Genomic DNA, 22,790 nt, shown 5'->3' with positions numbered 1-22,790 from the left:
GTGTCTCATTCCACGATCAAGATCATCGGCAAGCTTTGTACGTTCACACGTACGACCCGTGCCCGTGGAAATCCGGGGTCACTGCTCCGCGAGCGCCCGCAGCCTGCTCAGCGCCCGGTGCTGTGCGACCCGCACCGCCCCCGGCGACATTCCGAGCATCTGCCCGGTCTCCTCGGCCGTGAGCCCGACGGCGATCCGCAGCAGCAGCAGCTCGCGCTGGTTGTCCGGGAGGTTGGCGAGGAGCTTCTTGGCCCACTCGGCGTCGCTGCTGAGCAGCGCGCGCTCCTCGGGGCCCAGCGAGTCGTCGGGCCGCTCGGGCATCTCGTCCGAGGGCACGGCGGTCGATCCGGGGTGCCGCATCGCCGCGCGCTGCAGGTCGGCCACCTTGTGCGCCGCGATCGCGAAGACGAACGCCTCGAAGGGACGCCCCGTGTCCTTGTAGCGCGGCAGGGCGAGGAGGACGGCGACGCAGACTTCCTGCGCCAGGTCCTCCACGAAGTGCCGTGCGTCACCGGGCAGCCGGGACAGACGGGTACGGCAGTAGCGCAGCGCCAGGGGGTGGACGTGGGCCAGGAGGTCGTGCGTGGCCTGCTCGTCGCCCTCCACAGCGCGTAGAACGAGGGCACCGATCACCGTCGTCTTGTCATCGCGCATCGGTCCATGGTGCCTTGGCGGCGACTGATCCGTGGCACCGCGTCCGTAGTTGTGCACTGAAGCGTTATGAGCAGGTGCGCCGGAACTCATCTCCTGCGCCCTCCCCTCCCGCTCGATCGACTCGTCCCCGAGGAACTCCACATCTCAAGGATGCGGCATCGGCGGCGAAACAAGCGTCGCCGGGCGTACGTCGCCCCGCCCACCGGATGGCGGGCGGGGGTCGCCGTGCCCCCGCGACGGCACATTCAGCGCACCAGACCCCAGCGGAAACCGAGTGCCACGGCGTGTGCGCGGTCCGAGGCGCCGAGCTTCTTGAAGAGCCGCCTGGCGTGCGTTTTCACGGTGTCCTCGGAGAGGAAGAGCTCCCGTCCGATCTCCGCGTTCGAGCGGCCGTGGCTCATGCCTTCGAGGACTTGGATCTCACGCGCGGTGAGGGTGGGGGCGGCGCCCATCTCCGCCGAGCGCAGTCTCCGCGGGGCGAGCCGCCACGTCGGGTCGGCGAGCGCCTGGGTGACGGTCGCGCGCAGTTCGGCACGCGAGGCGTCCTTGTGCAGATAGCCGCGGGCGCCGGCCGCGACCGCGAGTGCGACCCCGTCCAGATCCTCGGCGACGGTGAGCATGATGATGCGCGCACCGGGGTCGGCGGACAGCAGCCTGCGGACGGTCTCCACGCCGCCGAGACCGGGCATCCGTACGTCCATCAGAATCAGGTCCGAGCGGTCGGCGCCCCAGCGGCGGAGGACTTCCTCGCCGTTGGCCGCCGTGGTCACGCGCTCGACGCCGGGCACGGTCGCGACCGCGCGGCGGAGCGCCTCTCGGGCAAGCGGGGAGTCGTCGCAGACGAGGACCGATGTCATGACTGTCCTCCGCGGCTCTCACAGCTGCTGCGCGTCACCTTGAGCCTCCAGGCTGGTACTTATTCGTCACCTGTGCGGTTGACGCTCTCGGACACCCGCCCGAGCGCTTGTTCTTTCAACCGCCTCGCCCTCTCAACGACGGTCACCCGAAAGAGTTACGGGGCGGTCGGACACCTTCGGCACTCTACGTGAGGGCGCCAATACAGCGGAGAGCACACGGGACACCCTCAAGGTTTCATCACAACCTATGCCCCATTTAGCGCCTTTTCTTCCCTTTTCCTGGTGTCTATGGCTAGATTCGCAATGAGTCATATTTTCATCTCCTTAGACAGTAGATGTACGGTCGTGGGCACCATAACCGCGTCAGAACGGCACCAAGGGGACCAGCAATGGCAGATTTCTCCCGCCTTCCCGGACCGAACGCAGATCTCTGGGACTGGCAGCTCCTCGCGGCCTGCCGTGGGGTCGACAGCTCGCTCTTCTTCCACCCGGAGGGTGAGCGGGGAGCGGCGCGCAGCGCACGTGAGAACTCCGCCAAGGAGGTCTGCATGCGATGCCCGGTGCGGGCGGAGTGCGCCGCTCACGCACTCGCGGTGCGCGAGCCGTACGGCGTGTGGGGCGGTCTGACCGAGGACGAGCGCGAGGAGCTCATGGGCCGCGCGCGCAATCGCCTCGTCACGGCGGCCGCATCGGCGGGCAGCGCCGTGTCGCACAGCTGAAGGAACGTTTCTTCGAAACGCCACCCCGCCGCGTCGGGGATCAGCGGGCGGCGGCCCGCGCGAGGTGGTCCAGCGTGGCGGCGACGGCCGGTACCTGCGCCAGGTCCGGCAGCGTGAGCGCCACGATCTCCCGCCGCACGGCGGGCTCCACCGTCACGGTGCGGGCGCCCATCGGGCGTACCGACTCGATCGCGAGCTCGGGCAGCACCGCCACTCCCAGTCCGGCGCCGACCAGGCCGATCACCGCCGGATAGTCGTCGGTCGCGAAGTCGATCCGCGGCACGAAGCCCGCGCTCTCGCAGACCTCCACCAGTTGCCTGCGGCAGCGGGGGCACCCCGCGATCCACGACTCGTCGGCGAACTCGCCGATGGTGACCGAGTCCGCTCCGGCGAGCCGGTGCCCCTCGGGCACGAGGCCGACCAGCCGGTCCGCGAGCAGCGGGCGCACGACGAGGTCGCCCCACTCCTCGGCTGCCGTCGCCCCTTCGTACCGGAAGGCGAGCGCGACGTCGCAGTCGCCCTCGCGCAGCATCTCCACCGAGCGCGGCGGCTCGGCCTCGACGAGGGAGACGCGGGTGCCCGGGTGGGCCGCGCGCAGCGCCGCGAGGGCGCACGGGACGAGGGTGGAGCTGCCGCTGGGGAAGGAGACGAGCCGGACCCGGCCCGCGCGCAGGCCCGCGATGGCGGCGACCTCCTCCTCGGCCGCGGTGAGCCCGGCGAGGATGCCCGCGGCGTGCCGGACCAGGGCCTCGCCCGCCTGCGTGAGACGCATCTCTCGGCCGGTGCGGATCAGCAGCGGCGTGCCCGTCGAGGATTCGAGCGCCTTCATCTGCTGGCTGACGGCGGGCTGGGTGCAGCCGAGCTCGCGGGCCGCGGCGGAGAAGGAGCCGGTGGCGGCCACGGCGCGCAGGACACGGAGGTGACGGGCCTCGATCATGGTTCGAGCATAAGTGACGCTTGGGTCCATCGCGAAATAATGCGTCGCCTCTTTTAGAGGTGCTCGCCTAGCCTGCCTGCCATGGAGCTTCTTTCTGTGAACGTGGGCCGCCGCAAGGACGTCGCGTACACCAACTCGCCCTCGGGCAGTACCGGCATCGACAAGCGGCCGGTGGAGGGTCCGGTGCGGGTGGCGGCGCCGGGCGCGAAAGGCGTGGGCGGCAGCGGTCTGGCCGGGGACGAGATCTGCGACCTGCGGCATCACGGCGGCGACGACCAGGCGGTGTACGCGTACGCCCGAGAGGACCTCGACGCGTGGCAGGGCGCCCTCGGCCGCCCCCTGCCCGACGGCTCCTTCGGCGAGAACCTCACGACGTCGGGCGTCGACGTGAGCGGCGCGCGGATCGGCGAGCGCTGGCGGGTCGGCGCCGATCTGGTGCTCGAAGTGACGAGCGGGCGCATCCCCTGCCGTACGTTCCAGGGCCATCTCGACGAGAAGGGCTGGGTCAAGCGGTTCACGGAGGAGGGGGCTCCGGGTGCGTACCTGCGGGTCGTCGCACCGGGTGAGATCCGCGCCGGGGACCCCATCGAGATCGTGCACCGGCCGGAGCACGGTGTCACCGTCGCCCTGGAGTTCCGTGCCGTCACGACGGAGAAGGACCTGCTGCCCGGGCTGCTCGCGGCGGGTGCAGCCCTGCATCCCGAGACGGCGGAACGTGCGCGGAAGCACGTGGAGCGGCGGGGCGACGCGTCGGTCTCGCGATCTCACTAGCCTTGGGCCATGACTACGGCTCTGATTACGGGATCGACCGCCGGCATCGGCGCGGCCTTCGCGCGGCGCCTCGCGGGTGACGGGCACAACCTCGTGCTGGTGGCCCGCGACACGAAGCGGCTGCGGGAACAGGCGACCGAGCTGCACGACCGGCACGGCATCGAGGCGGAGGTGCTGACCGCGGACCTGGCGACGGACGACGGCATCGAGGCCGTCGAGAAGCGGCTCGCCGACCGCAGGGACGCGGTCGACCTGCTGATCAACAACGCGGGGTTCGGCAACAAGGGCCGCTATCTGGAGGTCTCGCTCGCCGACGAACTGACCATGCTCAAGGTGCACTGCGAGGCGGTGCTGCGGCTGACGTCCGCCGCGACGGAGGCGATGCGGGAGCGCGGCCGGGGCGGTGTCGTGAACGTCGCGTCGGTGGCGGCGTTCGTGCCGCGCGGGACGTACGGCGCGTCGAAGGCGTGGGTCGTGCAGTTCACCCAGGGCGCGGCGAAGGACCTGGCCGGGTCCGGGGTGCGGCTGATGGCGCTGTGCCCCGGTTTCGTACGGACGGAGTTCCACGAGCGGGCCGGGATGGGCACGTCCAACATCCCCAACTGGATGTGGCTCGACGCGGACAAGCTGGTCACGGTGGCTCTGGCGGACCTCGCCCGCGGCAAGACGGTGTCGGTCCCCGACCCGCGCTACAAGGCGCTGATGGGCGTGGTGAAGGTGACGCCGCGCGCGCTGCTGGGCGGCGTCACGTCCCGTACCGGCCGCAAGTACGGCCCGCAGTAGCCCCGCGACCCGCACCCGGCAACGGGAGGCAACCCTGCAAACGCGCCCCAAAAGACCCGAGGCCCGGCTCCCCGTACGGGGAGCCGGGCCTCGGGCAACTCAGGTCAGTGCGAGTGACCGTGGCCGTGGCCGTGACCGGCCTCCGCCTCTTCCTCGGCCGGCTTCTCGACGACGAGGGTCTCGGTCGTCAGGAGCAGCGAGGCGATCGACGCGGCGTTCTCCAGCGCGGAGCGCGTGACCTTGACCGGGTCGATGACGCCAGCCTTGACCAGGTCGCCGTACTCACCGGTCGCGGCGTTGAAGCCGAAGCCCTTGTCGAGCTCGGCGACCTTCGAGGTGATGACGTAGCCCTCGAGGCCGGCGTTCTCGGCGATCCAGCGCAGCGGCTCGACGGCGGCGCGGCGGACGACGGCCACACCGGTGGCCTCGTCGCCGTCCTTGCCGAGCGAGTCGCCGAGCACCTTGGCGGCGTGCACCAGAGCGGAGCCACCACCGGAGACGATGCCCTCCTCGACCGCGGCGCGGGTCGCGGAGATGGCGTCCTCCAGACGGTGCTTCTTCTCCTTGAGCTCCACCTCGGTGGCGGCGCCGACCTTGATGACGCACACGCCGCCGGCCAGCTTCGCGAGGCGCTCCTGGAGCTTCTCGCGGTCCCAGTCGGAGTCCGTGGCGTCGATCTCGGCCTTGATCTGGGCGACGCGGCCCTCGACGTCGGCCTTGTTGCCGCCGCCGTCGACGATCGTCGTGTCGTCCTTGGTGATGGTGACGCGGCGGGCGGTGCCGAGCACGTCGAGACCGACCTGGTCGATCTTGAGGCCGACCTCTTCGGCGATGACGGTGCCGCCGGTGAGGGTGGCGATGTCACCGAGCATGGCCTTGCGGCGGTCGCCGAAGCCGGGGGCCTTCACCGCGACGGCGTTGAAGGTGCCGCGGATCTTGTTCACGACCAGGGTCGACAGGGCCTCGCCCTCGACGTCCTCGGCGATGATCAGGAGCGGCTTCGAGGCGTTGGCCTGGATGACCTTCTCGAGCAGCGGCAGGAGGTCCTGGATGGAGGAGATCTTGCCCTGGTGGATCAGGATGTACGGGTCGTCGAGGACGGCCTCCATACGCTCCTGGTCGGAGACCATGTACGGCGACAGGTAGCCCTTGTCGAAGGCCATGCCCTCGGTGAAGTCGAGCTCGAGGCCGAAGGTGTTGGACTCCTCGACGGTGATGACACCGTCCTTGCCGACCTTGTCCATCGCCTCGGCGATGAGCTCGCCGACCTGCGGGTCCTGGGCCGACAGACCGGCGACGGCCGCGATGTCGGCCTTGTCGTCGATCGGGCGGGCGGTGGCGAGGAGCTCCTCGGAGACGGCCGCGACGGCGGCGTCGATGCCCTTCTTCAGGGCGGCCGGGGAGGCACCGGCGGCGACGTTGCGCAGGCCTTCCTTGACGAGGGCCTGGGCGAGCACGGTGGCGGTGGTGGTGCCGTCACCAGCGATGTCGTTGGTCTTGGTCGCCACCTCCTTCACCAGCTGGGCGCCGAGGTTCTCGTACGGGTCCTCGATCTCCACCTCACGGGCGATGGTGACGCCGTCGTTGGTGATGGTCGGGGCGCCGAACTTCTTGTCGATGACGACGTTGCGGCCGCGGGGGCCGATCGTCACCTTGACCGTGTCGGCAAGCTTGTTGACGCCGCGCTCAAGGGCGCGACGGGCGTCCTCGTCGAACTTCAGGATCTTCGCCATGGGAGCGATTCAGCCCTCTCGAAAACTCAGGGGGGTCCGGGGGAAACCCCCAGAACGTTCAGCAACGAACTGCGCCCCTCGCCGCCCGGCAATCAGCGGGGTGACCAGGGGCGCAGCTCAAAAGCAAATCTGCCGGTGAAGCAGGTGATGCGGGTGAAGCGGGTGAAGCGGGTGAAGCGGTGAAACTACTTCTCGACGATCGCGAGGACGTCGCGAGCCGAGAGGACGAGGTACTCGTCGCCGTTGTACTTCACCTCGGTGCCGCCGTACTTGCTGTACAGCACGACATCGCCGACCTTGACGTCGAGCGGCAGGCGCTCGCCGTTCTCGAAGCGGCCCGGGCCCACGGCGAGGACAGCACCCTCCTGGGGCTTCTCCTTCGCGGTGTCCGGAATGACCAGGCCGGAGGCCGTGGTCTGCTCGGCGTCGAGCGGCTGGACCACAATGCGGTCCTCGAGCGGCTTGATGGCAACCTTGGAGCTTGCGGTCGTCACGATCCGGTCTCCCCCTTCGGAGATCTCACGGGGTTAAGAGTCTGAGTGTGGCGACCAGGTGGATCCGTCGTCGCGGGTGCCGGACCTGCCCGTCGCTGTTGGCACTCTCCAGTGGTGAGTGCCAGAAGCGAGACTAGGACGGGGATTAGCACTCGGTCAAGCGGAGTGCCAATCCGCTGCGTCGGACTTCAGGGGGAAGGGGTGCGGAGCACCCCTTCGGGGCAACGCACGGCGGGTGGTTCCAGTTCCTTCCGCACGGGCCGAAGAGAGCGGAGCCAAGGAGGGCTCACTTCCCGCTCCCCGGCGCAGGCAACCGCCCCCGCCCTGCCGTTGCCCGGTGTGCGCGGCACTTTCTGCGCCGCCTTCCTGCCGAGCCTCTCGATCGGGTCGACCGATTCCGCGCACCCCGTGAGCGGCGCGGGCGCGAGCACTCCGCACAGCAGGGCCCCGGCGAGGAGGCGGCGGCGCGCTCGCGCCCGCGGGGTCACAGGTAGTCCTCAAGTCTGGCGACCGCGTACCCCTTGTCGGTGACCGTCTTCATGACCTTGCGGATCATGTCGGGCATGGTGCCCTTCCAGTCCTCGCGCCCCCGGAAGTGCGTGAGGATGATGTCGCCGGGGTGCAGGTCGCGGTCCCACTCGCGCCACTCCATGTGGTCGGCGAAGGCCTCCGACGCCCACAGGGGCACCGCCTTGACGCCGCAGGACTTGGCGGCGCGCAGCGTGTCGCGGTTGTAGTTGCCGTAGGGCGGGCGGAAGAGCTCGGGGCGCTTGCCGTAGTGCTTCTTGATGACGTCCTGCATGCCGCAGATCTCGCGGCGCTGCCCCTCGTACGAGAGTCCGGGCAGGTAGCGGTGGTTGAGCGTGTGGTTGTTCAGGGTGACGCCGCGGTCCTGCATCTTCTTGAAGTAGGTGTAGTCCTCGCTGACCAGGTAGTCGCTGAGGAACGCGGTGTACGGGAGCTTCAGTTCGCTCATCATCTTCAGCAGCGCCGGGTCCTTCTCGGCGCCGTCGTCGATGGTCAGGAAGACGACCTTCTCCTTGGTGGGGATCGTCGTGAAGACCGGCGGCAGGCTCTCCTGGCCCTTGACCTCGAACCCCTTGCGGGTGGTGATCCGGGGCTTGGCGGCGGGCGGCGGGGGCGCGGCGAGCGGGGGCTTGGCCAGGCCCCAGCGCTTGGCGGCCAGGGTGCGGGCGACCTGGGCCGTGGCGAGTTTCTGGGCGTAGGAGTCGAGGGCGCGGGCGGGCGGGGCGTTGAGCGGCTGCTGGCCGTGGGCGGGTTTCACGCCGTCGGAGTCGTCTCCGGAGGCGCAGCCGGAGGCGATCGCCGCGACGGAGAGGACGGCCACCAGGGCGCGCGTCTGGTTCTTCCGCCTTCTGGCGCATTCTTCCTTTTGTCGTACTAGTTGCATGGCGCCGGATCCTCGCAGCTCAAGGCCGTCCCGACGGCCCGACACCGCCGCCGGACGCGCACCATCCACCGACTGGCCCACAATGGGGCGGGTGAACGACCCGAACACGCCGAGCGCCCACGAGACCGACCTCGGCGACCCCCTCGCCGCCTTCGCCGCCCTCCGTACCGACGAGGGCCGGGCCCTGCTCGACGAGGTGCGGGACGTCGCACCGGCCGAGGAACTCGCCGCCGCCACCCGGCTGCGCCGCACCCACCCGGCGCCCCTGGTCTCCGCGGCGCTCGCCCAGGCGCGGCTGCGCACCCGGGCCGCGGCGAAGTTCGGCGCCGAGGACGCGGCCCGCATGTTCTTCACGCCGAACGGCGTCGAGCAGTCCACGCGCGCGTCCGTCGCCGCGCACCGCGCGGAGAGCTTCAAGGCCTTGGGCGTACGTTCGCTCGCCGACCTGTGCTGCGGCATCGGCGGCGACGCCATCGCCCTCGCGCGCGCCGGGATCTCCGTGCTCGCCGTCGACCGTGACCCGCTGACCTGCGCGGTCGCCCGCGCCAACGCCGAGGCGCTCGGGCTCGCCGACCTCATCGAGGTGCGCGAGGCGGACGTCACCGACGTGGACACGTCCGCGTACGACGCCGTCTTCGTGGACCCGGCGCGCCGGGGCGGCCGCGGGCGGATCTTCGACCCCGAGGCCTACTCCCCGCCCCTGTCCTGGGCGGTCGGAGCGGCCCTCGCGGCCCCGCTCGCCGCGCTGAAGATCGCCCCCGGCATCCCGCACGAGGCGATCCCCGCCGAGGCGGGGGCCGAGTGGATCTCGGACGGCGGCGACGTGAAGGAGGCCGTCCTGTGGTTCGGCACCGACACGCCCGCCTCGCACCGCGCCACGCTCCTGCCCGGCGGCGCCTCCCTGTGGACCCCGCTCGCCACGATGCTGCCCGACCCGGAGGTGCGTCCCGTCGGTCGCTACCTGTACGAGCCCGACGGCGCCGTCATCCGCGCCCACCTGGTCGCCGAGGTCGCCGCCCGGGTCGACGGCGGACTCGTCGACGAGACCATCGCGTACGTCACCTCCGACGCCCTGCACGCCACCCCGTACGCGACGGCGTACGAGATCACCGACCGGATCCCGTTCAACGTGAAGAAGCTCAAGGCCCTGCTGCGCGAGCGCGGGGTCGGCATCCTCACGGTGAAGAAGCGCGGCTCGGCCGTCGAGCCCGAGGAGCTGCGGCGCAAGGTGAAGCCGCAGGGCAGGAACGCGGCGACCGTCTTCCTGACGCGGGTGGCGGGCGCCCCGACGATGCTGATCGGCCACCCGGCGCCCCCGCCCGCCAAGCACTAGGCACCGCCCTTAGGGGGCGCTCTGCGCAGGCCGCGCCCCGCGCCCCGTCCCCGCCCAGCAGTCGGCGGCCCGCGCCAGGAGCAGTTCCCGTTCCCGTTCGTTGCGCGCCAGCGACGCCGCACGTTCGAACTCCGCGTGGGCCTCGTCGGTGCGTCCGAGCCGCTCCAGGAGGTCGCCCCGGACGCTGGGCAGCAGGTGGTAGTCCTTCAGGACGGGTTCGGCGGTCAGCGCGTCGACCAGGACGAGCCCGGCCTCCGTGCCCTGCGCCATGGCCACCGCGACCGCGCGGTTCAGCTCGACGACGGGAGACGGGGCACGGGCGGCGAGCAGGCCGTAGAGGGCGGCGATCTGCTGCCAGTCGGTCTCCTCGTAGCTGTGCGCGTGGGCGTGGCAGGCGGCGATCGCGGCCTGGAGTGCGTACGGGCCGAGGGCGCCCGCCGGTGAGGGGGACGTGGCCTGGGCCCGTGCGAGGGCGGCGAATCCACGCCGGACCAGCATCTGGTTCCAGTGCGCCCTGCTCTGGTCCTTGAGCAGCACCGGCTCGCCCGTCGGGCCCGTGCGGGTCGCCGTGCGCGAGGCCTGCAGTTCGAGGAGCGCGGCGAGGCCGTGCGCCTCGGACTCCTCGGGCATCAGGGCGGTGAGCACCCGGGCCAGGCGCAGCGCGTCCTCGCAGAGGGCGGGGCGCACCAGGTCGTCGCCCGTGGTGGCCGCGTACCCCTCGTTGAAGATCAGGTAGATGACTTCGAGGACCGAGCCGAGGCGGGCGTCGCGGTCGGGCCCGTAGGGGACCTCGAAGGCGACGGCGCGGGCGGCGAGGGTGCGTTTGGCGCGCACGATGCGCTGCGCCACGGTCGGTTCGGGGGCCAGCATCGCGCGGGCGATCTCCGCGGTGGACAGGCCGCCGAGGAGGCGCAGCGTGAGGGCCACGCGGGCCTCGGTGGAGAGCACCGGGTGGCAGGCGATGAAGACGAGGCGCAGGAGATCGTCGTCGATGGCGTCGGGGTCCGCGGGTTCGAGGGGGCCCGCGTGCGCCGGGGCGGCCTCCAGGTCGCGGCCGACCTCGGCGAGCTTGCGTGCGTAGCGCTCGCGGCGGCGCACCAGGTCGACGGCGCGGTTCCTGGCGGTGGCCATGAGCCAGGCGCCCGGGTTGTCGGGGACGCCCTGCGCGGGCCACTGTTCGAGGGCCGCCACGAGGGCGTCCTGGGCCAGCTCCTCGGCGATGCCGACGTCTCGTACGATCCGCGTGACACCGGCGATGATGCGTGGCGACTCCATGCGGAAGACGGTTTCGATGGCCTGGCGGGGGTGCTCCGGGGGATGGCTCACGGCCATCCATCAGAGCACCCCCGCGCCACCGCCGCAAAGGCAACCGGGCTGTGGCTCAGCCCTCGATCTGCCGGACCTCCGCGGTGATCGTCCAGTAGTCCTCGTGGGTCTTGAGGAACCGCTTGGTCCACTCGACGGCTTCCGCCATGTCCTTGGCCTGGCAGATGGAGTAGCCGCCGATGACCTCCTTGGTCTCGGTGAACGGGCCGTCCGTCGTGGACAGTTCGCCCTTGTCCCAGGTCACGCGGGTGCCTTCGGAGGTCGGCCGCAGGCCCGCGGTGTCGAGCATGACCCCGGCCCTGGTGAGCTCCTCCAGGAGCGCGCCCATGCGCTCCTGGAGTTCGGGGCTCGGGCCGCTCTCGGGCGCGTTGTTCTCGTCGATGCGGATCATCGTCAGGTAGCGCGGCATGGTGGTCTCCCCTTCGGGTGGCGGCGGGGCTTCTCCTCGCCTCTCACCCCTGCGTCGAACGGGAGACGCCCGTTTCGACATCGTCGCCGAGATTTTTCGAAGTTTCTTCCCCGACGGACGTTTTCGCAGGTCGCGGCGGTGTGGCTGCCAAGGGTGCGGCAGGGATCGTACGACGACCGTGCAGGACGGCCGTCGCCAGGGCGGCCGCCACCAGGAGCCCCGCGGACACCGCGAAGGCGGCCGCGTACCCGTCGGCGAGGGCGCCCCGGCCCCGCCCGTCCCCCGTGGCGCTCGCCGCGACGGTGACAAGCACCGCGAGGCCGAGGGAGCCGCCGAGCTGGCGGGAGCTGTTGAGCAGCCCGGAGGCCATGCCGGTCTCCTCGGGGGCGACGCCACCGGTCGCGGCCGCGCCCAGCGGTACGAAGCACAGGCCGATACCGATGCTCGCGACCAGCGAGGGTCCGAGGATGGAGCCGAGGAACGTGCCGCCCGCCTCGACCGTCAGCGCGAACCACCCGAACCCGGCGGCCCCGAGCAGTCCGCCCGCCACGAGGAGCGTCCGCTCGCCGAGCCGCCCGACCGTCCGGGTCGCGACCGTCGACCCCACCACGACACCCGCGCAGAACGGCAGGAACGCGGCGCCGGCCGCCGTCGGCCCGTACTCCATCACCTGCTGGAGGTAGAGCGAGGTGAAGTAGAACGCGGCGAACTGTCCCGAGGACATCAGCAGGGCGAAGACGTTCGCGGAGAGCACGGGCCGGTGTGCCGTGCCGAGCAGGCCGAGCCGCAGCAAAGGCTCGCGCTTGCGGGCTTCCACGGCGACGAAGGCGGCAAGGAGCACGGCCGCCGCGCCGAGCGTGCCGAGGGTGGTGCCCGACGTCCAGCCGTGTATCTCCGTGCGCACGAGGCCGAGGACGAGCAGCGTCGCCCCGGCGGTGACGAGCAGGGCGCCGGTGACGTCGAGGCGGGGCGCGGGCCCCGTACGGCGGTCGGCGGGCACGCCGCGCCGGGCGGCGAGGAGCGCGGCGAGCACCACGGGGACGTTGATCAGCATCACGGAGCGCCAGCCCACCCAGTCGGTGAGCACGCCGCCCGCCATGATCCCGACGGCGCCGCCGAGCGCCCCGGAGACGCCCCACAGGCCGAGCGCGCGGGACCGTGCGGGCCCCGCCGCGTAGTTCACGGTGATCAGGGCGAGCGCGACGGGTGCGAGCGCCGCCGCGCCCGCGCCCTGCACCGCCCGTGCCGCGATGAGCTGCCCCGGCGCGAGGGCGAGCCCGCCCGCGAGGCTCGCCGCGCCGAAGACCGCGAAGCCCCACGTGAGGGTGCGCCGCCGGCCGACGAGGTCGGCGAGCCGCCCGCCGAGCATGAGCAGGCCGCCGAAGGCGAGTGCGTAGGCGTTGACGACCCACAGCAGCGAGTCGGGGGCGAAGCCGAGGTCGGCGCCCATGTCGGGCAGGGCGATGTTGACGACGGACATGTCGAGGGAGACGAGGAACTGCACGGTGAGCAGCACCGGCAGCAGCAGATGCCCGGGTGGCGCGTCCGGGCTCGGGTTCGGGTTCGGGTTCACCATGCGACGGACATTACTATACGCGTATAGAAATGGCGCAAGGGTTGCGGCGCCCCTCCCCCGGGCGGGCGGGACAATGAGCGGGTGGCAGCAGAAGACAACGAGCAGACGGCACCCGGCGCGACCCCCGGCGCTCCCGCCCCGGCGAAGAAGCGCGCCGTGGGCCGCCCACGCCGCATCGACCCGGAGACGATCGTCGCGACGGCCCGCCGGATCCTGGAGACGGAGGGCGTCGCGGCCCTGAGCATGCGCCGGGTCGCCAAGGAGGTCGGCACGACGCCGATGGCGCTCTACCACCACGTGCGCGACAAGGACGAGCTCCTGATGCTCACGCTCGCGGGCACGGCCGCCACGGTCCCGCGCCCCGAACTCCCCGCCGACCCGCGCGACCGTCTCCTCGCCGTCTCCCTGCACATGCACGGCACGCTGGCGCGGATGCCCTGGGTGGTCGAGGTGCTCAGCCTCGGCGACCTCACCGACGAGGGCGCCCTGTGGATGGTCGAGGAGATCGTCGCCTCCGGCATCGCGTGCGGGCTCACTCCGGAGGAGGCCGTACGCGCGTACCGGACGATCTGGCACTGCGTCTACGGAGACCTCGTCTTCCGCGGCGCGATGGAGCGCCGCGCCGCGGACCCGGGCCGCAAACGCCACTTCCCCGACCTGCTGGCCGACGCGGACGCGACCGAACTCCCCCACCTCGCGGCGCTCGCGGGCCGCTGGTCGGAGCTCACCGAGGACTACGACGTGACGGGCCAACTCGGCGCGGTCATCGACGGATTGCTGGGCAGGCCGGGAAGGTCGAGCTCCCCGTGATCGATCCGGCCCTTGTGCGAGGCTCCCCCGCATGCCCTTCGACCACAACGACCACTACCACCCCCTGCTCCTCCGGAACCTGCCGCCGGGCGGCCGCACCGCCCTCGACATCGGCTGCGGCACGGGCCGCTTCGCCCGCCGCCTCGCGGCCCGCGGCTACGAGGTCGACGCGCTGGACCCGTCGGCGGAGGTCATCGCCGAGGCGGAGGCCGCGGGCGGAGGCCCCCGCTACCGCCGGGCGGACGTGACGGAGGAAGACCTGCCCGCGGCCCACTACGACGTCATCACCTGCCTGGCGAGCCTGCACCACATGCCCTTCGACACGGTGACCCGCCTCCGCGCCGCCCTCGCCCCGGGCGGCACGCTGCTCGTCCTGGGCTGCTACGCGGGCGTGACCTGGTGGGACGTCGTGGCGTCCCCCGCGAACGCGGTGGCGCGGGCGACGGTCCACGCCGCCGAGCGCCTGCGCGGCGACCACACGCCCCCGCGCAAGCCCCCGGTGCACCAGCCGGACATGCGCCTGTCCGACATCCGCACGGAGGCGGCGCGCCTCCTGCCGGGCAGCAGCGTGCGCCAACTCCTCTTCTGGCGCTACCTGTTGACGTACGAGGAGGGCTAGGGCCGCTCCACCGACTCGAACCGCCACCGGTGCACCGCCCGCGTCACCAGATCCCCCGTCGGCTCCGGGAGTTCGGGCAGCTCCGCGTCGTACGCGGCGTCCCACCACGTGATGACGAGCACCCGGTCCTGCGGCGCGCGGAACGTCTCGCGGCGGACCGGGGTGCCGTCGAGCGTCCGGGACTTCGCCCAGGCGAGCAGTGCGTCGCCGCGCCCCTCGGCCGCCCGGGCCTCCCACATCAGCGCGACCGTCATGAGTACAGGTTCTCCTTGCTGACCTCATGCACGTGATCGTGGGAGTGGGAGTGGCCAGGTACGTGCGGTTCCGTGACCGGGAGCGACGAGTCCGCCGACAGGTCCCAGTCCGATGCCGACCGGTTGCGGGCCACCATCTCCGCGCCGAGGGCCGCGACCATCGCGCCGTTGTCCGTGCAGAGCTTGGGGCGCGGCACGCGCAGCCGGATGCCCGCCTTCTCGCACCGCTCCTGGGCGAGGGCGCGCAGGCGCGAGTTGGCCGCCACGCCGCCGCCGATCATGAGGTGGTCGACGCCCTCGTCCTTGCAGGCCCGCACGGCCTTGCGGGTCAGCACGTCGACGACCGCCTCCTGGAAGGACGCCGACACATCGCGTACCGGCACCTCCTCGCCCGCGGCCCGTTTCGCCTCGATCCAGCGGGCGACGGACGTCTTCAGGCCGGAGAAGGAGAAGTCGTACGCGGCGTCGCGGGGTCCGGTCAGGCCGCGCGGGAAGGCGATCGCGTTCGGGTCGCCCTCGCGCGCGTACCGGTCGATGACGGGGCCGCCGGGGAAGCCGAGGTTCAGCACCCGCGCGATCTTGTCGAAGGCCTCGCCCGCCGCGTCGTCGATGGTCGAGCCGAGCGGCCGGACGTCGGACGTGATGTCCTCGGACAGCAGCAGCGACGAGTGGCCGCCGGAGACCAGGAGCGCCATCGTCGGCTCGGGCAGCGGCCCGTGCTCCAGCTGGTCGACGCAGATGTGCGAGGCGAGGTGGTTGACGCCGTAGAGCGGCTTCCCGAGGGCGTACGCGTACGCCTTCGCGGCCGAGACGCCGACGAGCAGCGCGCCCGCGAGGCCGGGCCCCGCGGTCACCGAGATGCCGTCGAGGTCCTTCGCGCTCACCCCCGCTTCCTTCAGGGCGCGGTCGATGGTGGGCACCATCGCTTCGAGGTGGGCGCGGGAGGCCACCTCGGGCACGACGCCGCCGAAGCGTGCGTGCTCGTCGACGCTGGAGGCGATGGCGTCCGCGAGCAGCGTGGTGCCGCGGACGATGCCGACGCCGGTCTCGTCGCAGGAGGTCTCGATGCCGAGGACGAGGGGTTCGTCGCGCGTGCTAGCCATGGATCTCGGTTCCTTGTACGCCGGATGCGGGGGTGGAGGGATCGGTGCGGCGCATGACCAGGGCGTCCACGTTGCCGGGCTGGTAGTAGCCGCGCCGGAAGCCGATGGGCTCGAAGCCGAAGCGCTCGTACAGCTTCTGCGCCCGGGTGTTGTCGACCCGCACTTCCAGCATCACCTCGGCGCACTCGAAGGCGGTCGCGGCCTGGAGCAGGTCGGTGAGGAGCCGGGCGCCGAGGCCGGTGCCCCAGTGGTCGCGGGCCACCGCGATGGTCTGGACGTCGGCAAGGTCTCCGGAGGCGGCGAGTCCCGCGTACCCGACGAGGCGGTCGCCGTCCGTCGCGACCACATAGCGACGGGTGGCCAGCGGCCCGCGCGCGTGGGCGAGCTCGGACCAGAACATCCCGCGCGACCAGGCGTCGTCCGGGAAGAGCTCCTTCTCCAGGACGAACACCGCGTCGATGTCCCACCAGCGCATCTCGCGCAGTACGGCGGACTCCGTCACCTGGGTCACCTGGGTCACTTGGGGGTGACCACCTTGTAGTTCTTGGGGACCTGCGCGTCGGGGCGGCGCAGGTACAGCGGCCGGGGCTCGAGGAGTTCCTCGCCCGCGGCCAGCTTCTCGGCGGCCAGCGAGGCCAGCGCGGCCGCCGAGACGTGCTCGGGGGCGCGGGCGTCGGGGAACGTGTCGGGGTAGAGCAGCGCGCCCGCGCCGACGGCGGGCACTCCCTCGACCTCGGCGGCGATGTCCGCGGGCCGGTCGACGGCGGGCTCGCCCGCGCGCGTGCGCACGTCGTCGTAGCGGGCCCAGTAGACCTCCTTGCGGCGGGCGTCGGTGGCCACCACGAAGGGGCCGGTCTCGATGCCCGAGGCGTACGCGAGGCCGTCCAGCGTGCACACGCCGTGCACGGGGACGCCGAGCGCGAGGCCGAAGGTGTCGGCGGTCATCAGGCCGACGCGGAGGCCGGTGTAGGGGCCGGGGCCCACGCCGACGACGATGCCGGTCACGGCGTCGAGTTTCAGGCCGGCCTCGGCGAGCACACGGTCGACGGCCGGAAGCAGCAGTTCCCCGTGGCGGCGGGCGTCGACCTGGCTCGACTCCGAGACGACTGAGGAGCCGTCGTGGAGGGCGACGGTGACGGCGGGCGTTGCGGTATCCAGAGCGAGCAAGAGCACGCGAACAGCCTACGGCTCCCGGGCGCCCCGCACGGCCCGCCCGGGGATGAGGTGCGGCTGCCCGGGGATGGGGCGCGGCTGCTGCTACCGTCACTCCGTAGCCGTACGCAGTACGAAGAGGTGGGTGGCGCAAGGTGTCAAGGAGCAGCTCGGGATTCGTGGCCGGGCTCACCGCTGCCGCGCTCGCCGCGGTCGGGTTCCTCGCCTTCCAGGCATCGGCCAGCGCGCCGGACCACCCGGGCAAGGCCGACAAGTCGCCCTCCGCCTCCGCGCCGCGCGCCCCCAAGGACAAGAAGAACCCGGCGGCCCTGCCCGCGCAGTCCGGCACCGGTGAGCGCGTCGTGTACTCCCTGGAGGACGACCGCGTCTGGCTGGTCGAGGCGTCCGGCAAGGTCAAGCAGACCTTCAAGGTCACGCCGGGCACGGTCGACCCGGCCCCGGGCACGTACGCGGTCACGTCACGGACGGGCCGCGTCACCGGTACGGATGGCGCACCGATCGAGAACGTCGTGGTCTTCACGCTCACCGACGGGGTCGCGATCGGCTTCAGTGCCGCCGTCGACGGCTCGACGCCGAAGCCCGACCCGTCGAAGAAGACGGGCGGCATCCGTCAGTCGCGGGAGCAGGGCAAGGCGATGTGGGAGTTCGCGCTGCGCGACAAGAAGGTCGTCGTCGTTCCCTGATCTCGTCGTTCCCTGATCTCGTCGTTCCCTGTTCAGCGGGGCGGACGGGACCGCTCGGCAGGGGCGGAGGCGCCTTCCGCGGGCGCGGGGTCGCTCGGCGGCGTGGAGACGGCGCTCGCGGCGGCGCACGACGCGAGCAGATCGCTCATCGACAGGTTCGAGGGGTCCACGGCGGCCGAGGGTCCGGGCAGCCTGTTCCCGCGCGGCTGAGCGTAGGTGTCACGTTCTGTAGCCGACATGGATGCCTCCTGGGGGCTCCGGGGGCAGACGTGGTTAGGTAGACCTAACCAAGACTGGTATCCATGTGACCACGCCCGACGCACGCAACGCAACATTTTGCCGACGTCTTGTCGGAACGTTCGGTCGAACGTACGAGAAACGCCCCGGACCAGAGGCCCGGGGCGGGGGTGTGAGGACGGGCCGTAAGGCCTGTCAGGCGCCCAGCGACGCCAGATCCGCTTCGGCCCAGCGCGCGCCGAACCCGGTGATCGTCACCTCGCGCACCTCGTCGACCGCATCGACCGCTCCGGCCGCGTCGTCCGTCGCCTCGCCCACGGTGCGGTCGATGACGACCCGCAGCCGGTCGTCCGACAGCTCCTCGACCTTGCCGTCGCCCCACTCCACGACGATCACGGATTCGGGCAGCGAGACGTCGAGGTCCAGGTCCTCCATCTCGTCGAGCCCGCCGCCGAGGCGGTACGCGTCGACGTGGACCAGCGAGGGTCCTTCGCCGAGCGGCGGGTGCACGCGGGCGATGACGAAGGTCGGGGAGGTGACGGCGCCGCGCACGCCGAGGCCTTCGCCGAGGCCGCGGGTCAGCGTCGTCTTCCCGGCGCCGAGCTCGCCGGTGAGCATGACGAGGTCGCCCGGGCGCAGCAGCTTGGCCAGACGACGCCCCAACTCGCCCATGTGTTCGGGGGAGTTGACGGTGATCTTGAGTGTGACGGCCGGGGCCTGGTGGTGCGGTGCTTCCATACCGACCACGGTAGCGGCTGGGAACGCGCGCTCAGGCCCGCAGCGGGCCGGGGGAGCTTCCGCTCAGGCCCGCCGCCCGGCCCCCTGCACCGCGCCCGCCCGCAGCAGCAGGTCCGCGAGGCGGTCCATGACCAGCTCCGGGTGCTCCAGCATGACCAGGTGACCGGCGTCCGGGACCAGGACGAGCTCGGCGTCGGGCAGCAGGTGGGCGATGGCCTCGCTGTGCTCGCTCGGCGTGACCAGGTCCTCGTCCCCCGCGAGGACGAGGACCGGCAGCTCGGTGAAGTGCTTGAGGGCCGCCGCCTTGTCGTGCTCGGCGAAGGCCGGGTAGAACTCCGCGACCACGTCGATGGGCGTCGCCTCGATCATCCGCTCCGCGAACCGCGCGATCGCCGGATCCACGTCCTTGCGCGAGAACGAGTACCGCTTGATGACGCCCGCGAAGAGGTCCGCCGTGGCCCGCCGCCCCCGCTCCACCAGCTCCGCCTGCGAGCCGAGCGCCCGCAGCAGGCCGGGCAGCACCCGCCGGACCGCGTTCATCCCGGCGACCGGCAGGCCGAAGTTCACCTCACCGAGCTGCCCCGACGACGTGCCGATCAGGGCGACGCCCACCACACGCTCGCGGATCAGCTCGGGGAACTGGTCGGCGAGCGCCATGGTCGTCATGCCGCCCATGGAGTGCCCGACGAGGACGAGCGGCCCCTCGGGCGCGGCGGCGTCGATGACGGCCTTCAGGTCGCGTCCCAGCTGGTCGATGGAGACCGGCACGTCGTGCTCGACCTGGTCGACGCCGCGCGCCGAACGGGCGTGGCTGCGCTGGTCCCAGTAGACGGCACGGACGACACCGCGCAGGGCGGCCCGCTGGAAGTGCCAGGAGTCCTGGCTCAGGCAGTAGCCGTGGCTGAAGACGACGGTGACGGGCGCGGGGTCACGGCGCCCGAAGAGCCTGCGCCGCCGCGGAGCCTGGTCGCCGCTCCCGCCGCTGCCCGCCGCGTCGGCGGCCTCGGCCTCCTCGACCTCGTACGAGAGCTCCGTGCCGTCGTCCGCGTACGCCGTACCGGGCATGCCGCGCAGCGAGCCGTACGGCCCCGACGCGTCGAGTGCGAGCCGCGCCTTCTTGCGCATGCCGCGGCCGACGGTCAGCCGCTCGATGGCGACACCGGCGGCCGCCCCCGCGGCCAGGACGCCTATCGCCGCGCCGGCGACCCCTGCCCGGCGCCAGTTCCCGGCCGCGGCGGCGGCCTCCGACGCCGCTTCCACCGCGACCGCCCCCGTGCTGCTCTCGCTCACGTGCCGCTCCTCGTCAGTTCCCGGTCGGTTCCGGTCGCTTCCCGACCGATTCCCGGTCGGTGCCCGGTCAGTCCTCAGGCCGCTCGTTCACCAGGACGCGCGGGACACGCGATCCGATGCGGGTGACGATTTCGTACGCGATGGTGCCCGCGGCCTGCGCCCAGTCCTCGGCGGTCGGCTCCCCGCGGTCGCCGGGGCCGAACAGCACGGCCTCCGCGCCCACTTCGGGCTCGTCCCCGCCGAGGTCCACGACGAACTGGTCCATCGCGACGCGGCCCGCGACGGTCCGCAGCTTCCCGTCGACGAGGACCGGGGCCGTGCCGGAGGCGTGGCGCGGGATCCCGTCGCCGTACCCCGCGGGGACGAGGCCGAGGGTCGTCTCGCCGGGTGTGACGTAGTGGTGGCCGTAGCTCACGCCGTGGCCCGCCGGGGCGCGCTTCACGTGGGCGAGCGTCGCGGTCAGCGTCATGACGGGCCGCAGCCCGAAGTCCTGTGAGGTGCCCACCTCGGGGCTCGGCGAGATGCCGTACATCGCGATGCCCGGACGTACGAGGTCGAAGTGCGCCTCCGGAAGCGTCAGCGTCGCCGGGGAGTTGGCGATGTGCCGCACCTCGGGGCGGAGCCCCCGGTCCTCGGCGTACGCGACCATCTCGCGGAAGACGGTGAGCTGCGCGGCGACCGACGGGTGCCCCGGCTCGTCGGCGCACGCGAAGTGCGACCAGAGCCCGGTGACCGTGACAAGACCTTCCGCCTCGGCGCGCAGGGCCCGGTCGACGAGCTCGGGCCAGTCGGCGGGCATGCAGCCGTTCCGGCCGAGGCCCGTGTCGGCCTTGAGCTGGATACGCGCGGTCCGCCCCGCCTCACGCGCGGCGGCCGTCACCTCGTCCAGCGCCCACAGCGCGCTCACCGACATGTCCAGGTCGGCCTCGACGCCCTCGCGCCAGGGCCCGCCGGGCGTCCACAGCCAGCACATGATGCGGCCGGGCAGGCCCGCGGCGCGCAGGGCCAGGGCCTCCTCGGGGGTGGCGGTGCCGATCCAGGTGGCGCCCGCCTGGCGCGCGGCCCTGGCGCAGGGCACCATCCCGTGGCCGTAGCCCTCCGCTTTCACCACGGCCATGAACGCGGCGTCCGGCGCGTGGGCGCGCAGCGCGCGCACGTTGGCGCGGAGGGCGGCGAGGTCGATCTCGGCCCGGACACGGAAAGGTGCTGTCTCGTTCATCGCGGACAAGTGTCTCAGAGCCCGCCGACACCCCCTGCTCCCGCAGGTCTTGACCGCACGGGGACGGGAGCGGCGGAGGCAGGAGCCGCACGGGGACGGGGGCGGCGAAGGCAGGAGCCGCACGGGGACGGGAGCGGCGAAGGCAGGAGCCGCACGCGGACCCCGCGCCCCTCCCCGGACCTCACCCCCCGCCCCTCCCCACCTCCCGCCACACCGCCGGAATCGCGTTCGCCACGTCCTGCGCCCCCACCGGCGCCCCCTCCGAGGCGTGCCGCCCCGCGAGCCCGTGCAGGTACGCGCCCACCGACCCCGCGTCCCGCGCGTCGAGCCCCGCCGCGAGCAGCGACCCGGCGAGCCCGGACAGCACGTCACCGCTGCCCGCCGTGGCGAGCCAGGGCGTCCCGGTCGGGTTGACCCGCACCGGACCCTGCCCCGAGGCAACCAGGGTCGTCGACCCCTTCAGCAGCACCGTCGCCCCGTACCGCCGCGCCAGCTCCCGTACGGCGGACAGGCGCCCCGACTCGACCTCTTCCCTGGCCACGCCGAGCAGCGCCGCGGCTTCCCCGGCGTGCGGGGTGAGGAGCGTCGGAGCCCGCCGCTCCCGTACGTCCCGCTCCCCGGCGAGCCGCAGCCCGTCGGCGTCGATCAGGACGGGCACATCGGCGGCGAGCACTTCCCCCAGCCGTTCCGCGTCCTCGCCGAGTCCGGGCCCGACGACCCACGCCTGCACCCGCCCCGCCTTGGACGGCGGCCCCGCGGACACCAGGGTCTCGGGGAACCGCGCGATGACGGCGTCCGCGGCGGGACCCACGTACCGCACGGCCCCCGCGCCCCCGCGCAGCGCGCCCGCGACGGCGAGCACGGCGGCGCCGGGGTACCGCTCGGACCCGGCGACGATCCCCACGACGCCCCGCCGGTACTTGTCGCTCTCCCCGCCGGGCACCGGCAACAGCCGCTCGACGTCCGCGAACTGCAACGCCTCGGCCTCCCCCGGCCCCAGTTCCGCCGGATCGAGCCCGATGTCCACGAGCCGCACGGCACCCGCGTACTCCCGGCCCGGATCGATGAGCAGCCCCGGCTTGTACGCGCCGAACGTCACCGTCACATCGGCCCGCACCGCGTCCCCGTGCACCTCACCCGTATCGGCGTCGACCCCGCTGGGCAGGTCCACGGCGACGACCGCGGCGTCCCGCACCGCCGCCACGAGCCGCGCGGCATCCTCCCGCAGCCCGCCCCGGCCCCCGATCCCCACGATCCCGTCCACGACGAGCCGCGCCCGCGCGACCACGTCCTCGGCCCGCTCCTCGTCGGCGCCCACCACCACGCCCCCGGCGGCCCGCAGCGCGGCGAGCCCCCCGGAATGCGTGCGGTCGGGCGCGAGCAGCACGGCACTGACCCCGGCGCCACGCCGCGCGAGCCGGGCCCCGGCATACAGGGCGTCGCCCCCGTTGTCCCCGCTGCCCACGAGCAGCGTGACTCTCGCCCCGTACACCTTGCCGAGCAGCTGGGCGCACGCGGCGGCGAGCCCGGCCGCCGCACGCTGCATCAACACACCTTCGGGCCCCCGGGCCATGACGACCCGCTCGCCCGCCCTGACGCTCTCCACGCTGTACGCAGTACGCATACGCCCAGTCTGCCCCCGCCCCGGGCACCCCCGCCGA

General features: G+C 72.6%; 25 protein-coding genes. 7 read left to right on the top strand and 18 right to left on the bottom strand.

Annotation, left to right across the window (positions count from 1 at the left end; translation table 11 throughout):
* Nucleotides 1-78: 78 nt before the first annotated feature.
* The gene (locus tag NOO62_RS24455) at nucleotides 79-654 is read right to left on the bottom strand and encodes a sigma-70 family RNA polymerase sigma factor (RefSeq protein ID WP_055563244.1); all 576 of its coding nucleotides are present in this window, start codon (nucleotides 652-654) and stop codon (nucleotides 79-81) included.
* Nucleotides 655-899: 245 nt separating this feature from the next.
* Nucleotides 900-1,511, bottom strand: a complete 612-nt coding sequence (locus tag NOO62_RS24450) for a response regulator transcription factor (RefSeq protein WP_003948568.1) — start codon at nucleotides 1,509-1,511, stop codon at nucleotides 900-902.
* Nucleotides 1,512-1,900: 389 nt separating this feature from the next.
* Between NOO62_RS24450 and NOO62_RS24445 the strand changes: the two genes are divergently transcribed.
* Nucleotides 1,901-2,230, top strand: coding sequence for a WhiB family transcriptional regulator (locus NOO62_RS24445; RefSeq protein WP_150171156.1), 330 nt, complete (start codon nucleotides 1,901-1,903; stop codon nucleotides 2,228-2,230).
* A 40-nt stretch (nucleotides 2,231-2,270) separates the two neighbouring features.
* Here NOO62_RS24445 and NOO62_RS24440 read toward each other — a convergent pair whose 3' ends face one another.
* Complete coding sequence (locus tag NOO62_RS24440; protein WP_268772999.1) at nucleotides 2,271-3,167, bottom strand: LysR family transcriptional regulator; 897 nt, start codon at nucleotides 3,165-3,167, stop codon at nucleotides 2,271-2,273.
* 81 nt (nucleotides 3,168-3,248) lie between these two features.
* Between NOO62_RS24440 and NOO62_RS24435 the strand changes: the two genes are divergently transcribed.
* Entirely contained in the window at nucleotides 3,249-3,938 is a 690-nt protein-coding gene (locus NOO62_RS24435; RefSeq protein ID WP_268772998.1) for an MOSC domain-containing protein, read from the top strand.
* Between the two features lie 9 nt (nucleotides 3,939-3,947).
* Nucleotides 3,948-4,721: an SDR family NAD(P)-dependent oxidoreductase gene (locus tag NOO62_RS24430; RefSeq protein ID WP_268772997.1), complete on the top strand. Its 774-nt coding sequence runs from the start codon at nucleotides 3,948-3,950 to the stop codon at nucleotides 4,719-4,721.
* 104 nt (nucleotides 4,722-4,825) lie between these two features.
* Here the strand turns inward: NOO62_RS24430 and groL are convergent, their stop codons facing one another.
* The 3 genes from groL to NOO62_RS24415 all read right to left on the bottom strand — a co-directional run bounded on the left by groL (nucleotide 4,826) and on the right by NOO62_RS24415 (nucleotide 8,359).
* The gene (gene groL / locus NOO62_RS24425) at nucleotides 4,826-6,454 is read right to left on the bottom strand and encodes a chaperonin GroEL (protein WP_268772996.1); all 1,629 of its coding nucleotides are present in this window, start codon (nucleotides 6,452-6,454) and stop codon (nucleotides 4,826-4,828) included.
* A gap of 185 nt (nucleotides 6,455-6,639) precedes the next feature.
* The gene (groES, locus tag NOO62_RS24420; RefSeq protein WP_006347174.1) at nucleotides 6,640-6,948 is read right to left on the bottom strand and encodes a co-chaperone GroES; all 309 of its coding nucleotides are present in this window, start codon (nucleotides 6,946-6,948) and stop codon (nucleotides 6,640-6,642) included.
* A 484-nt stretch (nucleotides 6,949-7,432) separates the two neighbouring features.
* On the bottom strand, nucleotides 7,433-8,359 hold the full coding sequence (locus tag NOO62_RS24415) for a polysaccharide deacetylase family protein (RefSeq protein WP_268772995.1): 927 nt from the start codon (nucleotides 8,357-8,359) through the stop codon (nucleotides 7,433-7,435).
* Between the two features lie 82 nt (nucleotides 8,360-8,441).
* Between NOO62_RS24415 and NOO62_RS24410 the strand changes: the two genes are divergently transcribed.
* Nucleotides 8,442-9,692 (top strand): THUMP-like domain-containing protein, encoded by a 1,251-nt coding sequence (locus NOO62_RS24410; protein WP_268772994.1) that lies wholly within the window; start codon nucleotides 8,442-8,444, stop codon nucleotides 9,690-9,692.
* A 9-nt stretch (nucleotides 9,693-9,701) separates the two neighbouring features.
* Here the strand turns inward: NOO62_RS24410 and NOO62_RS24405 are convergent, their stop codons facing one another.
* From NOO62_RS24405 to NOO62_RS24395, 3 genes are read right to left on the bottom strand one after another with little or no spacing between them, the layout of a single operon-like run.
* Nucleotides 9,702-11,024 carry an RNA polymerase sigma factor gene (locus NOO62_RS24405; protein WP_268772993.1) on the bottom strand — a complete coding sequence of 441 codons (1,323 nt, stop codon included), beginning with the start codon at nucleotides 11,022-11,024 and terminating at the stop codon, nucleotides 9,702-9,704.
* Between the two features lie 49 nt (nucleotides 11,025-11,073).
* On the bottom strand, nucleotides 11,074-11,427 hold the full coding sequence (locus NOO62_RS24400; protein WP_268772992.1) for a YciI family protein: 354 nt from the start codon (nucleotides 11,425-11,427) through the stop codon (nucleotides 11,074-11,076).
* A gap of 43 nt (nucleotides 11,428-11,470) precedes the next feature.
* Entirely contained in the window at nucleotides 11,471-13,003 is a 1,533-nt protein-coding gene (locus NOO62_RS24395; protein ID WP_268772991.1) for an MFS transporter, read from the bottom strand.
* An 81-nt stretch (nucleotides 13,004-13,084) separates the two neighbouring features.
* Here NOO62_RS24395 and NOO62_RS24390 point away from each other — a divergent pair, with 81 nt between their 5' ends.
* Both NOO62_RS24390 and NOO62_RS24385 read left to right on the top strand, forming a co-directional pair.
* Entirely contained in the window at nucleotides 13,085-13,813 is a 729-nt protein-coding gene (locus tag NOO62_RS24390) for a TetR/AcrR family transcriptional regulator (protein WP_414930874.1), read from the top strand.
* A 31-nt stretch (nucleotides 13,814-13,844) separates the two neighbouring features.
* Nucleotides 13,845-14,432: a class I SAM-dependent methyltransferase gene (locus NOO62_RS24385; RefSeq protein ID WP_268772990.1), complete on the top strand. Its 588-nt coding sequence runs from the start codon at nucleotides 13,845-13,847 to the stop codon at nucleotides 14,430-14,432.
* Here NOO62_RS24385 and NOO62_RS24380 read toward each other — a convergent pair.
* Genes NOO62_RS24380 through tsaB form a run of 4 tightly spaced genes read right to left on the bottom strand, consistent with a single transcriptional unit; the run spans nucleotide 14,429 to nucleotide 16,962 of the window.
* Nucleotides 14,429-14,686 (bottom strand): hypothetical protein, encoded by a 258-nt coding sequence (locus NOO62_RS24380; protein WP_268772989.1) that lies wholly within the window; start codon nucleotides 14,684-14,686, stop codon nucleotides 14,429-14,431. The genes NOO62_RS24385 and NOO62_RS24380 overlap by 4 nt on opposite strands.
* Nucleotides 14,683-15,789: a tRNA (adenosine(37)-N6)-threonylcarbamoyltransferase complex transferase subunit TsaD gene (gene tsaD, locus NOO62_RS24375; RefSeq protein WP_268772988.1), complete on the bottom strand. Its 1,107-nt coding sequence runs from the start codon at nucleotides 15,787-15,789 to the stop codon at nucleotides 14,683-14,685. Before tsaD ends, NOO62_RS24380 begins: the two co-directional genes overlap by 4 nt.
* A complete protein-coding gene (gene rimI / locus NOO62_RS24370) occupies nucleotides 15,782-16,264 on the bottom strand; it encodes a ribosomal protein S18-alanine N-acetyltransferase (protein WP_268775748.1) in 483 nt (160 codons plus the stop codon). Before rimI ends, tsaD begins: the two co-directional genes overlap by 8 nt.
* Before the next feature lie 41 nt (nucleotides 16,265-16,305).
* Complete coding sequence (gene tsaB, locus NOO62_RS24365; protein WP_268772987.1) at nucleotides 16,306-16,962, bottom strand: tRNA (adenosine(37)-N6)-threonylcarbamoyltransferase complex dimerization subunit type 1 TsaB; 657 nt, start codon at nucleotides 16,960-16,962, stop codon at nucleotides 16,306-16,308.
* Between the two features lie 134 nt (nucleotides 16,963-17,096).
* On the opposite strand from tsaB, the gene NOO62_RS24360 reads away from it, so the two are divergent.
* Nucleotides 17,097-17,645 (top strand): hypothetical protein, encoded by a 549-nt coding sequence (locus NOO62_RS24360; protein ID WP_268772986.1) that lies wholly within the window; start codon nucleotides 17,097-17,099, stop codon nucleotides 17,643-17,645.
* Nucleotides 17,646-17,677: 32 nt separating this feature from the next.
* On the opposite strand, the gene NOO62_RS24355 is transcribed toward NOO62_RS24360, so the two are convergent.
* The 5 genes from NOO62_RS24355 to NOO62_RS24335 form a co-directional block, all read right to left on the bottom strand.
* Nucleotides 17,678-17,884 carry a hypothetical protein gene (locus tag NOO62_RS24355; protein ID WP_268772985.1) on the bottom strand — a complete coding sequence of 69 codons (207 nt, stop codon included), beginning with the start codon at nucleotides 17,882-17,884 and terminating at the stop codon, nucleotides 17,678-17,680.
* A gap of 193 nt (nucleotides 17,885-18,077) precedes the next feature.
* Entirely contained in the window at nucleotides 18,078-18,620 is a 543-nt protein-coding gene (gene tsaE, locus NOO62_RS24350; protein ID WP_268772984.1) for a tRNA (adenosine(37)-N6)-threonylcarbamoyltransferase complex ATPase subunit type 1 TsaE, read from the bottom strand.
* A gap of 63 nt (nucleotides 18,621-18,683) precedes the next feature.
* Nucleotides 18,684-19,910, bottom strand: a complete 1,227-nt coding sequence (locus NOO62_RS24345; protein ID WP_268772983.1) for an alpha/beta fold hydrolase — start codon at nucleotides 19,908-19,910, stop codon at nucleotides 18,684-18,686.
* Between the two features lie 67 nt (nucleotides 19,911-19,977).
* A complete protein-coding gene (alr, locus tag NOO62_RS24340) occupies nucleotides 19,978-21,129 on the bottom strand; it encodes an alanine racemase (RefSeq protein ID WP_268772982.1) in 1,152 nt (383 codons plus the stop codon).
* A 181-nt stretch (nucleotides 21,130-21,310) separates the two neighbouring features.
* A complete protein-coding gene (locus tag NOO62_RS24335) occupies nucleotides 21,311-22,753 on the bottom strand; it encodes an NAD(P)H-hydrate dehydratase (protein ID WP_268772981.1) in 1,443 nt (480 codons plus the stop codon).
* Nucleotides 22,754-22,790: the final 37 nt, after the last annotated feature.

The organism is Streptomyces sp. Je 1-369 (genome assembly GCF_026810505.1).
Lineage (GTDB): Bacteria > Actinomycetota > Actinomycetes > Streptomycetales > Streptomycetaceae > Streptomyces.
Note: the sequence above shows the minus strand (reverse complement) of the source record. Positions and strands in the feature narration are given on the sequence as shown.

Bases quoted from the DNA above. Each gene is read 5' to 3' on its own strand.
- NOO62_RS24455 (WP_055563244.1), bottom strand. From the start codon at position 654: ATGCGCGATGACAAGACGACGGTGATCGGTGCCCTCGTTCTACGCGCT.
- NOO62_RS24450 (WP_003948568.1), bottom strand. From the start codon at position 1,511: ATGACATCGGTCCTCGTCTGCGACGACTCCCCGCTTGCCCGAGAGGCG.
- NOO62_RS24445 (WP_150171156.1), top strand. From the start codon at position 1,901: ATGGCAGATTTCTCCCGCCTTCCCGGACCGAACGCAGATCTCTGGGAC.
- NOO62_RS24440 (WP_268772999.1), bottom strand. From the start codon at position 3,167: ATGATCGAGGCCCGTCACCTCCGTGTCCTGCGCGCCGTGGCCGCCACC.
- NOO62_RS24435 (WP_268772998.1), top strand. From the start codon at position 3,249: ATGGAGCTTCTTTCTGTGAACGTGGGCCGCCGCAAGGACGTCGCGTAC.
- NOO62_RS24430 (WP_268772997.1), top strand. From the start codon at position 3,948: ATGACTACGGCTCTGATTACGGGATCGACCGCCGGCATCGGCGCGGCC.
- groL (WP_268772996.1), bottom strand. From the start codon at position 6,454: ATGGCGAAGATCCTGAAGTTCGACGAGGACGCCCGTCGCGCCCTTGAG.
- NOO62_RS24415 (WP_268772995.1), bottom strand. From the start codon at position 8,359: ATGCAACTAGTACGACAAAAGGAAGAATGCGCCAGAAGGCGGAAGAAC.
- NOO62_RS24410 (WP_268772994.1), top strand. From the start codon at position 8,442: ATGGGGCGGGTGAACGACCCGAACACGCCGAGCGCCCACGAGACCGAC.
- NOO62_RS24405 (WP_268772993.1), bottom strand. From the start codon at position 11,024: ATGGCCGTGAGCCATCCCCCGGAGCACCCCCGCCAGGCCATCGAAACC.
- NOO62_RS24400 (WP_268772992.1), bottom strand. From the start codon at position 11,427: ATGCCGCGCTACCTGACGATGATCCGCATCGACGAGAACAACGCGCCC.
- NOO62_RS24395 (WP_268772991.1), bottom strand. From the start codon at position 13,003: ATGGTGAACCCGAACCCGAACCCGAGCCCGGACGCGCCACCCGGGCAT.
- NOO62_RS24385 (WP_268772990.1), top strand. From the start codon at position 13,845: ATGCCCTTCGACCACAACGACCACTACCACCCCCTGCTCCTCCGGAAC.
- NOO62_RS24380 (WP_268772989.1), bottom strand. From the start codon at position 14,686: ATGACGGTCGCGCTGATGTGGGAGGCCCGGGCGGCCGAGGGGCGCGGC.
- tsaD (WP_268772988.1), bottom strand. From the start codon at position 15,789: ATGGCTAGCACGCGCGACGAACCCCTCGTCCTCGGCATCGAGACCTCC.
- rimI (WP_268775748.1), bottom strand. From the start codon at position 16,264: ATGCGCTGGTGGGACATCGACGCGGTGTTCGTCCTGGAGAAGGAGCTC.
- NOO62_RS24355 (WP_268772985.1), bottom strand. From the start codon at position 17,884: ATGTCGGCTACAGAACGTGACACCTACGCTCAGCCGCGCGGGAACAGG.
- tsaE (WP_268772984.1), bottom strand. From the start codon at position 18,620: ATGGAAGCACCGCACCACCAGGCCCCGGCCGTCACACTCAAGATCACC.
- alr (WP_268772982.1), bottom strand. From the start codon at position 21,129: ATGAACGAGACAGCACCTTTCCGTGTCCGGGCCGAGATCGACCTCGCC.
- NOO62_RS24335 (WP_268772981.1), bottom strand. From the start codon at position 22,753: ATGCGTACTGCGTACAGCGTGGAGAGCGTCAGGGCGGGCGAGCGGGTC.